Annotated in this window: 6 protein-coding genes and 3 pseudogenes; 5 read left to right on the forward strand and 4 right to left on the reverse strand. The window is 71.5% G+C overall.

Annotated features, from left to right (window positions below; translation table 11 throughout):
- The 4 genes and pseudogenes from ABEA26_RS31335 to ABEA26_RS31350 all read left to right on the forward strand — a co-directional run.
- A pseudogene (locus ABEA26_RS31335) lies at positions 1-578 on the forward strand (hypothetical protein); the annotation flags it as partial.
- A 93-nt stretch (positions 579-671) separates the two neighbouring features.
- A complete protein-coding gene (locus ABEA26_RS31340) occupies positions 672-2,189 on the forward strand; it encodes an ABC1 kinase family protein (protein WP_345596877.1) in 1,518 nt (505 codons plus the stop codon).
- Between the two features lie 108 nt (positions 2,190-2,297).
- Positions 2,298-3,368, forward strand: coding sequence for a polyprenyl synthetase family protein (locus ABEA26_RS31345; protein ID WP_345596879.1), 1,071 nt, complete (start codon positions 2,298-2,300; stop codon positions 3,366-3,368).
- Between the two features lie 228 nt (positions 3,369-3,596).
- Positions 3,597-4,673, forward strand: coding sequence for a terpene synthase family protein (locus tag ABEA26_RS31350; protein WP_345596881.1), 1,077 nt, complete (start codon positions 3,597-3,599; stop codon positions 4,671-4,673).
- A gap of 133 nt (positions 4,674-4,806) precedes the next feature.
- Here ABEA26_RS31350 and ABEA26_RS31355 read toward each other — a convergent pair whose 3' ends face one another.
- The 3 genes and pseudogenes from ABEA26_RS31355 to ABEA26_RS31365 form a co-directional block, all read right to left on the reverse strand.
- Entirely contained in the window at positions 4,807-6,036 is a 1,230-nt protein-coding gene (locus ABEA26_RS31355; protein WP_345596883.1) for a geranylgeranyl reductase family protein, read from the reverse strand.
- A 45-nt stretch (positions 6,037-6,081) separates the two neighbouring features.
- The gene (locus tag ABEA26_RS31360) at positions 6,082-12,585 is read right to left on the reverse strand and encodes an SDR family NAD(P)-dependent oxidoreductase (RefSeq protein ID WP_345596885.1); all 6,504 of its coding nucleotides are present in this window, start codon (positions 12,583-12,585) and stop codon (positions 6,082-6,084) included.
- 415 nt (positions 12,586-13,000) lie between these two features.
- Positions 13,001-13,261, reverse strand: a pseudogene (locus ABEA26_RS31365) (cytidine deaminase); the annotation flags it as partial.
- Positions 13,262-13,263: 2 nt separating this feature from the next.
- Here ABEA26_RS31365 and ABEA26_RS31370 point away from each other — a divergent pair.
- Positions 13,264-13,632: pseudogene (locus ABEA26_RS31370) on the forward strand (thiamine pyrophosphate-dependent enzyme); the annotation flags it as partial.
- A 20-nt stretch (positions 13,633-13,652) separates the two neighbouring features.
- Here ABEA26_RS31370 and ABEA26_RS31375 read toward each other — a convergent pair.
- The coding region (locus ABEA26_RS31375) for a TetR/AcrR family transcriptional regulator (protein WP_345596886.1) at positions 13,653-14,275 on the reverse strand (623 nt) is incomplete at its 5' end.

Genomic DNA, 14,275 nt, shown 5'->3' on the forward strand with positions numbered 1-14,275 from the left:
TCCTCTCTGTCCCGGAAAGGGTTCGCTACATGTCCCGTCGCCGTTCTCGTACGTCATTCAGTCATGCGTTGCGCAATATTGTGCGTTCCACGGAAGATCTCGTGGACGATGCCCTGGACAGGGCGGGGGATTTCGAATGCGGTCTGCGGAGATCGGTCAGCCGGGCGCTGGATGACGACGACTACGACGGCCACCGCGGTCACGACGACCACGACTGCGACCGCGACGACCGAGACTGCGACCGCGACTGCGACCGCGACGACCGCGACCATGACGACTGGGATGGGCGCGGTGACCGTCGGCACCGCCGCGGACCCGGCCGCCGCCGAGGTGACGGACCCCGACGCCGGCTCGGACCGGACGAGGGGGAGCCCCGCGAGGACTCGGACGAGCTCAAGGCGCTGAAGGACCAACTGGAGCTGCTGCGGGGGCGGATGGAAAGGCGTTGGGGGGAGGAGGACCACTCAGGGGGGCGAGGGAGGGTGCCGCGGGCCCGGGGGGCGGAGGACGCGGAATCCCTGAAGGCGGAGCTGGCGCGGCTGGCCGATCGCATCGACCGTATCCGCGATGCGCGCTGAACCCGTGCCGGTCCGCCGTTCACCGTGCCCGGCCCGGCCGTTCCCCAGCCGGGCCGCGCACGGAGGGAGCGGCCCGGAGCGGGAGCACGAGCGATGAGCGCGGGCCGGGGGCGTGTGCTGATGCGGGCGCTCACCCACCTCGTCCGCCAGGAGGCGGCGCTCGCGGGTACGCCCACGGCCCGGGCGACGGACGGAGGGGACGCCCGGGCCGTACGACGTGCCCGCAACATCCGCCGCGCGTTGGAGAGTCTCGGGCCGTTCTACGTGAAGGTCGGTCAGATGCTGGCCACTCGGCCCGACATCGTGACTCCCGAGATGATCGACGAGTTCGAGAGGCTGCAGGACGAGGCGTCGCCCGCCCCTTTCAGCGACTTCGAGCCAGTGCTCCGGCAGGAGCTGGGAGCTGGCTGGGTCGGGCGGTTCCGCGACTTCGACACCCAGCACCCCCTGGGCACGGCGTCCCTGGCCCAGGTGTACCGGGCCCAGCTGCCGAGCGGCCGGCCGGTCGCCGTGAAGATCCAGCGGCCCGGCGTGCGCGAGACGGTGGAGGCGGACATGAAGCTCATGGGCTCCTTGTCCCACTTCGCCGCCCGACGGGCCTGGCGCTTCAACGACGTCATCGACATCGAGGCCATGCTCAACGTGGTCTTCGACGCGATGCGGCCAGAACTCGACTTCGTGATGGAAGCCCGGAACATGACCGAGGCGGCCAAGGTGGCGGAGGACTTCGACTACGTCCAGGTCCCCGAGGTGGTCGAAGCCACCGGGAGGGTCCTGGTGCAGAGCCTCGCTCCCGGGACGCCGATCCGGGAGGCGGACAAGGACCGGTTCGACGCCGAGGAGCGCAAGGCCATCGGGCAGGATCTGCTGGCCTTCATGTACCGGGGCTACTTCGTGGACCGCATCTTCCACGCGGACCCGCATCCGGGCAACATCTTCGTCGCGCCCGGCCACCCCGCCACCGTGATCGACTGGGGCATGGTCGGACGCATCGACCGACCGATGAGCACCAGCATCCTGCTGTTGCTGCTCAACCTGGCGATGAACGACGGAGCGGGTACCGCCCGGGCCTGGATCGACATGGGCAGCGCCACCTCGTGGGCGAACACCTCCGCGTTCGCCGGGGACATGGCCTCGCTGGTCCCGCAGATCGCCACGGCCTCCCTGGAAGAGCTCAACTTCGGGGTGACCCTCACCGCCGTGCTGCAGCACTCCACCCGCCGTGGCATCCGTACCAGCCCCATGGTCTCCATCCTGGGCAAGTCCTTCGCCAACATCGAGGGGTCCATCCGGCATCTGTGCCCGGAACTCTCCCTCATCGACGTCTTCTCCGAGGAACTGGTGGGCATCGTCACCGAACTGGTCAAGGAGTCCCTCTCCCCCCAGCAGGCGGTCCGGACGGCCCTGGAAGTGATCACCGCCGGAGCCGCCGCGCCCCAGCAACTGCGGGGGCTCACCAAGGACCTGACCAACCGGGACCTGACCATGCGCATGAACCTCCACGGGTCCCGCTCGGACCGACGCTCCACGGGCCTGCGCAAAGGCGCCGCGGACATGTCGTTCGCCCTCGCCACTGCCATGCTCTGGAACCACTACACCAAGGACCGGTGACCGCCGCGTCACCCGCCGGCCCCGTCCGTGTCCCCCTCGTCCTCCCTTCCGACCTCCACTCCCGACCTCCACTCCCGACTTCAGGACCCCTCGAAGGGAGGAAACCGCGTGAGTACCGACCTGGCCCCCACGCTCGACCTCGACGCCCTCCGCGATCGTGTCGACACCGTTCTCGCCGAGTTCCTGCGCCATACACCGGCCGGTATTTCCTCCCAGAGCCGGGCCGGCGAACTGACCCGGGCCCTGACCGATTTCGTCCTCGCACCCGGCAAACGCATCCGGCCCCTGCTGTGTGTCCTGGGCTGGCACGCGGCCGGCGGCGCCGAGGACGAGGAGGGCCTGTGGCGGATGGCGGCGAGCCTGGAGGTCTTCCACGCCTTCGCCCTGATCCACGACGACATCATCGACAACAGCCCCACCCGCCGGGGCCGCCCCAGCGCGCACCGGGCCTTCGCTGCCCGTCAACGGCCCAGGCCGGACGCCGACGCCTTCGGCGTCCACGCCGCGCTCCTCCTCGGAGACCTCGCTCTGGTCTGTTCGGACGCCCTCATGAATTCGGCCCAACTGAGCACACGGCAGCGGCAGACGGTGCTGCCGCTGCTCGATGCCATGCGTGGCGAGGTACTGATGGGCCAGCACCTGGACCTGCTGGCTGCCGGGCGGCCGACCGGTGACATCGACGAGGCGATGACCATCGCACGCCTGAAGACCGCCAAGTACACCATCGAACGGCCCCTGCACCTGGGGGTCGCCCTCGCCGGCACCGACCGGGACCTGCTCGACCTGTGCTCCGCCTACGCACTCCCACTGGGGGAGGCCTTTCAGCTGCGGGACGACCTCCTCGGCGTCTTCGGCGACCCCGCCCTGACCGGCAAGCCCGTCCTCGAGGACCTCCGCTCGGGCAAGGCCACCGTCCTCATGGCTGTCGCCACCCGGCGGGCCACGCCCGAGCAGCGCAGGACACTCCACGCGCAGGTCGGCCGGGCGGACCTCGGCGAAGAGGACTGCGCGCGCGTCCGGCGCATCCTGCGGCGCACCGGGGCCCGTGACACCGTCGAGTCCATGATCACCGAACGGTACGAGAGGGCGCTGGCCGCCCTCGACACCGGCCTGCTCGCGCCGCCGATCGCCGCCGCGCTGCGGCAGATCGCACACCGCGCCACCATCCGGACCGCCTGACCACGCCCACCACATCCCTGCACGCCGCTGTGCCCTCGCAGACCGCCGTACTCCTGCACCTCCGCACGCCGCTGCGTCCTCCTGCACACCGCTGTACCCATGCGCCCCGTCCGTCCCGTTCGCCCCGCGCATCCCCGTGCGCGGGTGCCGTCTGTGCCCGTGTGTCTCATGTGCCACGTGTGTCGCGTGTGCCTCATGTGCCACGTGAGAGGAGAGCCTGTGGCCGGTATGGCCGTCGATCCACCGCCCTTTTACTGCCCCATCGAATCCGCCATCCACCCCGACGCCGAGGAGGTCGAGCGACGCGCCCTGGCGTGGATCGACCGCAGTGGCCTGTGCCGGTCCGAGGGCGAACGCGCCCGGCACGCCGGCACCCGCAGCGCCGAGTTCTACGCCCGTTTCGCCCCGCACGCCGACCCCGACCGACTGTGGATCGCGGCCTGTTGGGTCTACTGGGGTTTCGCCTTCGACGACGCCCGCTGCGACGAGGGGCCCTTCGCCGCCGACCCCGCCGCCTTCGCCACCATGGCCTTCTCCGTGCAGCGCGCGCTGGAGGCACCCGGTCGGCTGCACTGCGCCGACTCCTACGCCGCCGCAGTGCACGAGATCGGGGAGCTCTTCCGCACAGCGGCCGGCCCCGTACAGAACCGCCGCTTCCAGCACGCCCACCGGGCCTGGCTCACCGGCGTCCAGTGGCAGATCGGCAACCGGGCCACCAGTCGCATGCCCGACCTGGACGACTACCTGAGCATGCGCCTGCTCGCGGCCGGCGGCGGGCCCACCTACGCCATGCTCGAAATCGCCAACAACATCGACGTACCGGACCGCGAGATGGACTCACCCGCGGTCCGGGCCCTGACCGAGATGGCCATGATGGTCGCGTCACTCGACAACGACCATCACTCGCACATCCGGGAGACCGGCCGGCGACAGACCCAACAGAACATCGTCAACGTCCTCGTAGCCCATCACCGCTACTCCCCGCATCAGGCCGTCGACGAGGCCATCGCCCTGCGTGACGCCGTGCTGGAACGGTTCCTCGGTCTGCGCGACCGGGTCCTCCCACGCGCCAGCAGCCCCCTGCGCCACTACCTCACCGACCTCGGGCACGGGATCCGCGGCAACATCGAGTGGGCGCTGCGGGCGCCCCGCTACCACAGCCCGGACGGCGTCGCCGCCACCTCGCGGGCCCGCATCCCCGCCCAGACGGACACCAGCCACTGGACCGGCACCCCACGCACCAGCCGCCAGGACCCGCGGCGGCTGCCGTCCATCGCGTGGTGGTGGAACGAACTGGCCTTCTGAACAACCGGGCGGGACGCTCCGCCCAACAAGCGACGTCGGCTCAACCGGATGGAGGTCGCGGCGGTTCAGGACACGTATGCCGCCCGCCCGTCGGGCCGCGGACCGCGAACGACGAGCCGGGGCATCGCGCGGCTCAGGACCCGAGCGGACTGTCCGAGGGCGTTCTCGCAGGCCCGAGCGGGAGCCGGGTGGCCAGGGCGGCGGCGGTGCGCGCCAACGGCGTGGTCATGATCCCGGCGACGCTGGTGCGGCCGGAGACGTAGGCGTCGAGACGGTGCCACGCCGGTGGCAGGCGGGTCAGAGCAGTGTGAACGAGACCGGGGTTGCGGGCGAAGAGATTCATCAGCGTGCCGCTGGCGCGCATTTCCACACCGAGGACATCGTCGACCTGCCGGCCGTAGTCGTCGGCGGTGCTGTCCGCCTCCGCCTCGTCGGCCGCGGTGACGAGGCGGACAGCGGCGTGACCCGCGAGGTTCCCAGAACACAGGGCGTACGAGATGCCCTCGCGTGACCAGTGGTCGACCAGAGCCGCGGCGTCACCGGCGACCAGAACGCGCCCGCGGGCCAGCGGGGAGCCCGGGCGACGGCACCGGGTCAGATGGCCGGTGTCGTGGAAGGGGCGGGGGCCGAGCAGCCCGTGTCGTTTGAGGAAGTCGTCCTTGTACGCACGGAGGGCGGCGGGGTTGCCACGGGCGGCCACCACTCCGGCGGTGCAGACGTCACCCTTGGGAAAGACCCAGCCGAAGGAGCCCGGCAGTGGCCCCCACTCCATCAGGAGACGGCCCCGCCACCGGTCCGCCGTCCGTTCGTCGACCGGCACTTCGGCCTCCAGCGCGAGATCGACCTGTGCGCACTCCACTCCCACGTACCGGGCGACCCTGCTGGCGCTGCCGTCCGCGCCGATGACGGCTCGGGCGCGGAGGGTGTCGCCGCGGTTGGTCCTCACGGTGACGGTGCCGCCCTGCTGCTCCAGGGTGGTCAGCGCGATGCTGTCCCGGACCTCGGTGCCTGCCGCGGTGGCGGCTTCGGTCAGTGCCGCGTCGAGTTCGCTGCGGTAGACCATGGAAATGGTCGGGGAGCCGGACGTGAGGGTGCGTTGTCTGCGGCCGTTGAGGCTGAAGGTGAACTGCCGGGCAGTGTCGTAGATGTTCAGGGGCAGGCCGGGAGGCAGGGCGGCCAGGGACGCGCCGATGAGGCCGCCGCCGCAGGTCTTGTAGCGGGGGATGGCCGCGCGTTCCAGCAGCAGTGTCTCGCAGCCGTTCTCGGTGGCCACGCGGGCGGCGGTGGCACCGGCGGGGCCGGCACCGACGACGATCACGTCCCAGATGCCGGGTGCGCGGGTGGAGGCGGAAGGAGGAGGCATACGGTGGTCACCTCGAGGTCGGGTGAAACGTTGGATGGGGAATCGTCAGCCGGTGCCGGCCGACCCGGTGCCGGCCGACCCGGTGCCGGCCGGCACTGTCTCGGAACATGCGTCGTCCCGCCCTTGTGCGGAGTGGAGACGGTCAAGTAGGTAGCGGGTGAGCGCGGAGGCCGTCGGATGGGTCCACATCACCGTGGTGGGGATGTCCAGGGCGAGGTCACTCTGCAGGCGGCTGCGCAGGGCGAGGGCCATGAGCGAGTCCAGACCGAGCGTCACCAGGGACGTATCGGCGTCGAACCGGCCGGTTTCCAGTCGCAGGACCGCGGCGATGTGCTCGACGACCCGGGACCGCAACAGTTGCTGAAGCTGCTCGGGACTGTCCGTCTCCCGCAGCAACCGGAGCAGGCCGCCGCGGGCGTCGGCCGTGTCCGCGCCCGCCGCCGGAGCGGCCAGTCCGGCGAAGAAGGCGGTGCGGCCGGTGGCGGGATAGGAATCCAGCCACCGCGACAGGTCGACGGGCGTGTAGGCGGTGCGGTCGCTGTCGTGGGAGAGGATGCGTTCCAGGGCGTTGATGCCCTCCACGGGGGTGATCATGGCATAGCCGCGGTCCTCCATCCCCGCGCCGCGGCCGACCTCTGCCCACGGTCCCCAGTTGACGCAGGTGGTCGACAGGTCCTGGGCTCGGCGCCAGGAGGTGAACTCGTCCAGCCAGGCGTTGGCGGCCGCGTAGGCGCCCTGCCCTGGGTTCCCCAACAAGGACGCGGCGGAAGAGAAGTTGACCCACCAGTCCAGTTCCTGGCCGATCGTGGCGTGGTGGAGCAGCCAGGCACCGGTCGCCTTGGGACGCCAGACCTTCTCCAGAAGACCGGGGGAGAGATTGGCGACGGTGGCGTCCTCGACGACGGCCGCGGCATGGACGATGCCGCGCAGCGGGTGGCCCGTCTCCAGGGCGGCTCGCACGAGGGTGTCGGCGACGCCTGGCTCGGCGAGGTCCCCGCACACCACCTCGACGCGCGTGCCGAAGTCGGCGGCGATGGCGTCGAGGGCGGTTCGGGCGGCCGGGGAGGGAGCGCTGCGGGAGGTGAGTACGACGGCCGCCGCACCCCGCCCGGCCAGCCACTGAGCGACCAGGAGTCCCAACCCGCCGAGGCCGCCGGTGACCAGATAGCTCGCGTCGGTCCGGACGACGGGGACGTCCTCCGGTCGCACGGGCAGGGTGTCGGTGCCCTCGGCGGGCCAGGTGAGGACGAGTTTGCCGGTGTGCCGGGCGGATGCCATGGTGTGGAACGCCGACGACGCGTCGGTGACAGGGTGTTCAGTGACCGGCAGCAGTGGCAGGGTGCCGTCCGCGAGCATGCCGCCGAGTTCCCGGTAGCCCTCGGCGAGCAGGCCCGGGTCCTGCTGCATCATCATCAGTACGTCGACGGCGGCGAAGGTGACGTTGCGGCGGAAGGGCAGCAGCCCCAGACGGGTGTTGGCGTAGATGTCCCGCTTGCCGAGTTCGAGGAACCGGCCCCGGTGCGCCAGCAGGCCGAGACCGGCGGACTGCGCCGGCCCGGTGAGCGAGTTGAGTACGACGTCGACGCCGCGGCCCCCGGTGAGGTCGCGTACCCGGTCGGCGAAGTCCAGCGTGCGGGAGTCCATGACGTGCGCGACGCCCAGGCCGCGCAGGTAGGCTCGCTTGGCCTCGCTGCCCGCGGTGGCCCAGACCTCCGCGCCGCAGGCCCGCGCCAGGTTCAGCGCGGCCAGACCGGTGCCGCCGCTCGCCGAGTGGATGAGCACCTTCTCGCCCGGCCCCAGCCGCGCCAGGTGCCGCAGGGCGTACCAGGCGGTCAGGTAGGCACACGGCAGGCCGGCGGCGTCCTGCGTCCGTACCTCGTCCGGCACCGGCAGGAGGCAGTCGGCGCGGACGGTCGCGAAGGAGGACATGACGGTCGTCTGGCTCCCCTCCACGAACATCGCGGCGACCCGGTCGCCCTCCCGCAGCTCGTCGACGCCGTCGCCGACGGCGGTGACGACGCCCGCACCGTCGAACGCGCTGACGTCCGGGCGCTCGTCGCCCACGCCGAAGCGTTGGTAGACGCCCATGGTCTGGAGCACGCTGATGAAGTTGACGCTGGTGGCGTCGACCCGGACCTCGACCTCGCCCGGACCGGGCCGGTGGCGGGACTGGGCGACGAACTCGAAGGAGTCCAGGTCACCGGGGCGCGCGAGATGCAGTGCCACCCGGTCCTGCCCGCGGTCGACGGTGGCGCGACGGCGCTCGCGTTCGTCCAGCGGCGCGCCGCACAGCCGGGCCAGGTGGCGGGTCCCGAGCCGATAGGCGATCTCGTCCTGCTCGACGGGGCAGGACAACAACTCCCGGGCCACCACGTCGACCGGCGTCCGCCCGTCGACGTCCAGGGCGCTGGGGCGCAGTTCGGGGTGTTCGTAGCTCAGGACACGGACCAGCCCGCGCAGACCCGCCTGTCCCAGGTCCGGTTGGTCCCCGGGCGTGACCCGCTGCGCGGTGGCGGTGAGGGTCCACAGACGTGGTGCCTCCTCGCCCTCTGCGGTCCGTGCGAGCGCACGCGCCGTCTCCACCAGGCGGGCGACCTGCTCCCGCGCCCGGCGGTCGGGAGTCGCACCGTCGGATCCCGTGCCGGACCCCGGCAGGTACACCACTGCCTGCGGTGCCTGATCGCCGGGCCCGGGCGGCCCCACCGGTGCGGTGCCGTCCTTGCGGGCTCCTTCTGAGGCGAGCGCCCGGACGTCCACGGTGGCACCGTGCTCCCGAAGCGCCTCGGCCAGGTCTCTCGCATACGATTCACGCCCGGCTTCGGCCAGGAGGGCCCAGGTACCGGTCGCCGGGCTCGACCGTGGGCTCTCACCGGGCTCCCAGGAGGCCTGGAGCAGACGGGCGGCGAAGCGCTCCTCGGCGCTCTCCGCTGGAATGTGCCGGAACTCCACTCCGGTGGCGTCGGCGGCCACCGACCCGTCTTCGGCCCACAGCCGGAAGTCCGCCGTGTACCGATCGCCCTCCACCCCCGTGAGAGTGACCAGGCAGTACCCGCTCAGGGGCACCGTCCCGTACAGCCGTAGCTCTCCGATGCGCCGGGGCAGGATGCCACCGGTGGGTACCGTGCCGGTACGCAGTACGGCGCTCGCGACGGCCTGGAGGCACGTGTCCAGGGCGACGGGATGGCAGAGCAGGGCCTGCGCTCCGGCCCGGCCTTCGTCGGGCACTCGAAGACGGGCCAGGAGACGGGCGCCCGAACGGTCCACCGGGGTCCCGTCGGCGTGCAGGGACTCCAGGCCGAGAAACGGCGGACCGTGGTGCACACCCCGCTCCTCGCGCATCTGCCGGTAGACGTCCGACGCGTCCACGGCATGCGGGAACTCCACCGTCAGTCGCTGCGGATCACGGCCCTGCGGGACGGGTCCGTCTTCGGGCATGACGTGCAGGTGCGCCTGCGCGTGCTGGACGGAGGTGCCGTCGGAAGCGGTGCTGAGCAGGCGCCAGCGTGCGGTGTCCGGGCCGGCCGCCTCGGCGGTGGCGGTGACCGGCGTGCCGTCGGCGGCCGGCAACAGCAGCCGTTCCAGGTCGATGCCGGTGACGCGAAGACGCTCCGCACCGACGTCGTACAGGTCGGCCGCGGCGGCGACGGCCATTTCGCACAGAGCGGCGCCGGGCACCACCGCGACGTCGTTGACGCGGTGCGCGCCCAGCCAGGGCAGGGTCGTGGGGGCGACGCTGGTCTGCCACAGATGGCGTCCCTCACCGTCCGGGTCCGTGGTGTGCGGCCCGGTCAGCGGGTGTGCGACGGGGGACGAGTGGGCCCCGGCCGATTGCCGCAGCGGGGAGGTTTCGACGACGTACCGCGTGCGTTCCCAGGTGGTCGGCGGCACGTCGGCCAGGGCGCCGTCGCCGTAGCGGTCGGCCCAGTCCAGCGGGTGGCCGGCGCAGTGCAGCGCCGCCACGTGGGTGTGGAACGCCAGCGCGTCATCGGTGTCGCGCAGCAGTGACGGCACGACCGCGGTGCCGCTGTGACCGTGGGCGCTGAGCGTGGCCTGCACCGGGTGGGCCAGCACCGGATGCGGACCGATCTCCACGAACAGGCGGTGCCCGTCCTCGGCCGCGGCCCGCACGGCGTCGGCGAAGCGCACCTCACGGCGGAGGTTGTCCGACCAGTAGGCGGCGTCGAAAGCGGCGTGTTCGCGCGGGTCGTCGGTGACGGTGCTGTAGAAGGCCGTCACTGGCGGCCCGCCGACGACGTCGGCGAGGGCGTCGGCGAGGTCGGGCAGGATGGGGTCCATGTGGGCGGTGTGCGAGGCGACGTCCACCTCGACCACGCGGATGCCGACGCCGCGCGCGTCCCACTCCTCGGCGAGCCGGCGGACGCGGTCGGCGTCCCCGCCGATCACGGTGTTCTCCGGCGATGCGACGACCGCGACGCCGACCCCCCGCACGTCCTCTTCCGCCAGCAGCCGTTCGACCTCGGCACGCCCCAGCGCGACCGAGGCCATCAGGCCCTGCCCGGCGGTCCGCAGGATCAGGCGCGACCGCCGGCAGATGACCCGCACTCCCTGCCGGACGCCGAGCGCCCCCGAGGCGACCGCGGCGGCCACCTCGCCCATGGAGTGGCCGATCACGGCCGTCGGCTCCACACCGTGGGACCGCCACATCGCCGCCAGCCCCAACTGGACGGCGAAGATCACCGGCTGCACCCGGTCGAACCCGGTCACCACCTCGGGGCGGTACAGGGTCTGTCGCAGGGAGAAGCCGGACTCCGCGGTGACCAGTGGTTCGAGTTCGTCGATGACCCGGGTGAACTCCGGGTCCCGATCGAGAAGTTGCCGGCACATCCCCGCCCACTGGGAGCCGTGCCCGGAGAAGACCCACACCACGCCCTGCCCGGCGTCCCGTACCGCCCTGCCGGTCGCCACCCCGGCGGGTGGCGCGGTACCCGCCGCCAGTTCCTCCAGCCGTGCCGTCAGTTCCGCCCGGTCGCCCGCGACGACGGCGGCACGCTCCCGGGCAGGCGAGCGCCGCACGGCAAGCGTGTGCGCCACGTCGCCGAGCGGTACCTGGGATCCCTCCGCCCTCAGCCACTGGGCCAGGCGCCCGGCCGCGGACCGCAGGGCCCATGGCGTGCCCGCCGAAAGCGGGAACACACGCGACGCGTCGTCACCGCGGCCCCTGCCGGGACCGCCGACGGGAACCGAAGGGGCCGCGCGCCGGGCGGGGGAGGGCGCGGAAGGCTGCTCCAGTACGACGTGGACGTTGGTGCCGCTGATGCCGAAGGACGACACGGCGGCCAGTCGCGTACGACCCCGCACCGGCCACTCGGTGCTCTCGGTGGGCACGAACAGCCGCGTGCCGCTGGGATCGATCTGCGGATTCCAGTCGCGGAAGTGCAGACTCGCCGGCACCGTGCCGTGCCGCAGGGAAGCGATCGCCTTCAGCAGCCCCGCCACTCCGGACACCGGCTCGGTGTGGCCGATGTTCGTTTTCACCGAACCGAGTGCGCACCGGCCCCGGCCCTTGCCGTAGACGGCGGCCACCGCCGCGAACTCGATGGGGTCGCCCACCGCCGTGCCCGGGCCGTGCGCCTCCACCATGCCGACGTCACCGGCCTCGACGCCCGCGCGCTCCAGTGCCAGACGGTAGAGATCGATCTGTGCCGGCTCCGAGGGGGCGCTCAGCCGCGTGCCCCGGCCGTTCTGGTTGACCGCCGTGCCGCGCAGTACCGCCAGTACGCGGTCCCCGTCCCGTACCGCGTCCGAAAGACGCTTGAGGACGACCACGCCGCAGCCCTCTCCGCGTACGTAGCCGTCGGCGGCGGCATCGAAGGCGTGGCAGCGGCCGGTGGGGGAGAACACGCCCCACAGCGCGGGGGCGATGACGCCCTCGGGTCCCAGAGTCAGCATGGCGGCCCCGGCCAGGGCGACGTCCGACTCGCCGGTCCGCAGGCTCTGGCAGGCGGTGTGCACGGCGACCAGTCCGGACGCGCAGGCGCTCTCCACGACGACCTGAGGTCCCCGCAGGTTCAGCATGAACCCCACGCGGCCGGGGCCGATGCTGTCGAAGCCGGTGTACATCGCGTAGGCGTTGACCTCTTCCAGAGGTCGCTGCACGCGCAGCATGTAGTCCTTCTGGTAGATACCGAAGAACATGCCCGTCGGCGTGCCCGACAGCCGTTCGGCGGGAATGCCGGCGTGCTCGATGGCCTCCCAGACCACTTCGGACAGCAACCGGTGTTCCGGGTCCACCCAGGGTGCTTCCTGTGCGTTGATCCCGAAGAACTCCGGCTCGTAGGCGTAGACATCGTCCTCCAGGAAGCAGCCGTAGCGCAGTCTCGCCGCGACCTGGGCGGGAAGACCGGCCAGTTCCGCCTGCGCCCATCGCTCACGGGGCACTTCCCGCGCCGCGTCCCGACGCGCCATCAACAACCGCCACAGGGAGGTGAGAGAGCGCGCCTCACCAGGGAACCGACAGGCGGCTCCGACGACCGCGACCGGTTCGTCCCGACCCGCTCCTGGTTCCTCGACGCCGGATTGCACATGCATGGGCTGTCCGTCCTTCACCATTGAGGAAGCCGGGGCGGGCGGCCGGAGTCCGGAGCACTCCGCGCCGCGTCTCACATCGGACATGCGACACCGGTTGCATCGGCACAGGACTGGGGGGAGCCCAAGAGCGCATGGGCTACGGGCGGTTGTGCGTTCGGAATCACCAACGCTCCAACACACCAGGTTCAGCCGCTCGGATGACCTCTTGGAAGGTGTTCGGTCGGGGCGGACGGGGAACACCCCGGCCGCGCCGGGAAAGGGCCGAACACGTCACCGGGTCGGCCGGCCCAATGGAACTGGAGGTCTCGGCGCCCGCCGCCACGCGAGCCGCCCGCACGGTTGCCCATCCGTCCACCAGCGGGTCACCCCGCGGGCTTGCTCGGCCTTCCCTTCCAGCGCCCCGGCACTGGCGGGGTCAGCTCGTGCCGAGTGGGTCCGTTCCCTCGGCGTCGAGCTGGTGGTCGGCCCATACGTAGCTTTCGGGAAGCAGATCGGTGATGGAGACGGTCCGGAGCCGCTCGTCCGAACCGACGACGACTCGTAGGCCCGGGAAGTAGTCGAGAAGGACCTGGCGGCACCGTCCACACGGGGAGACGACCCCTCGGTCGCGGTCGCCCACGGCGACGATAGTGTTCAGCTCGTAGGCGCCCTGGGCGGCGGCCGTGCCGACGAGAACGGCGGCGCCGGGTGATCGGTTCCTTCTCGCACGGCACGATGGCCAACGCGCTGCCGCATGTACGCCGACACCGCACGCCATCGGGGTGCAGTTCGCTTACACCGGCCGCCATGTGATCTCGATGTCGGGTGACGGTGGGCCGGGCATGCTCATGGGTGAACTGCTCACTGTTGAAGCCGCACGATCTGCCGGTGAAGACGATCGTCTTCAACAATGTCTCCCTGGGCATGGTGAAGCTGGAGTCGATGCCACCGCACATCTCGGCCGCCCGGGTCAAGGGATTCGCCTCCGCTGCGGGCAGGACAGTGCTCGACGGAGGCTTCGGCAAGATGCTCGACGTAACCGATGCCCCGGCAATCGACTTGAGTTGAGAGACCTTCGAAGGTTGGCGCTACGGCGGCTGAAGATCCTGCGTCGGGGCTTCTGCCGGCGGGACTGCGCCCAACACGCGGAGCAGACTGGTGTGGAGTGCTTCAGCCGCCTCCTCGCGGGACATCCGGCCGGCGTCCACCTCGCCGCTCGCAGCGTGACCAAGGTTGATGGTGACAGCGACGAGCCAGTCCGGTGAGAGCCTGCCGTTGAATTCCCCGGTCGCCCGACCGCGTTGGATCACCCGCTTCAGCCGTTCGGCGACCGGCGCATGGCGATTGCGGTCGGTCTGCGGATCAGCGGGCAGCAGGCTGGTCTTCTGGAGCAGCGCGGGGTAGCGCCCCGCTGTCCGGTTACTGACGTCAAGTAGTCGTAGCAGTGCGTCCGCAGCAGATCCTGCGTCGAGGTCGGTGGCGTCCATCGCGGCAACCGCTTCCTCGGTGATCCGGTCGAGGGCTGCTGTCAGCAGCTTCTCCCGCGAGGGGAAGTGGGCGTAGACGGTCTGGCGAGTCACGCCTGCGGCGGTGGCGATGGCTTCGACGCTGCTGTCGGGATGGATGTTCAGGAGCCGGACCGCCGCGTCCAGGATGGCCGTCCTGCTCCGCTGAGCGCCGGCACGGCGATGCTGACCCTGATGTGGATTCA

Source organism: Streptomyces marokkonensis, assembly GCF_039539045.1.
GTDB classification, from domain to species: Bacteria; Actinomycetota; Actinomycetes; order Streptomycetales; family Streptomycetaceae; genus Streptomyces; species Streptomyces marokkonensis.

Excerpts from the sequence above, each read along its gene's own strand:
- ABEA26_RS31355 (WP_345596883.1), bottom strand. The coding sequence starts at position 6,036 with ATGCCTCCTCCTTCCGCCTCCACCCGCGCACCCGGCATCTGGGACGTG.
- ABEA26_RS31360 (WP_345596885.1), bottom strand. The coding sequence starts at position 12,585 with ATGCATGTGCAATCCGGCGTCGAGGAACCAGGAGCGGGTCGGGACGAA.
- ABEA26_RS31340 (WP_345596877.1), top strand. The coding sequence starts at position 672 with ATGAGCGCGGGCCGGGGGCGTGTGCTGATGCGGGCGCTCACCCACCTC.
- ABEA26_RS31350 (WP_345596881.1), top strand. The coding sequence starts at position 3,597 with ATGGCCGTCGATCCACCGCCCTTTTACTGCCCCATCGAATCCGCCATC.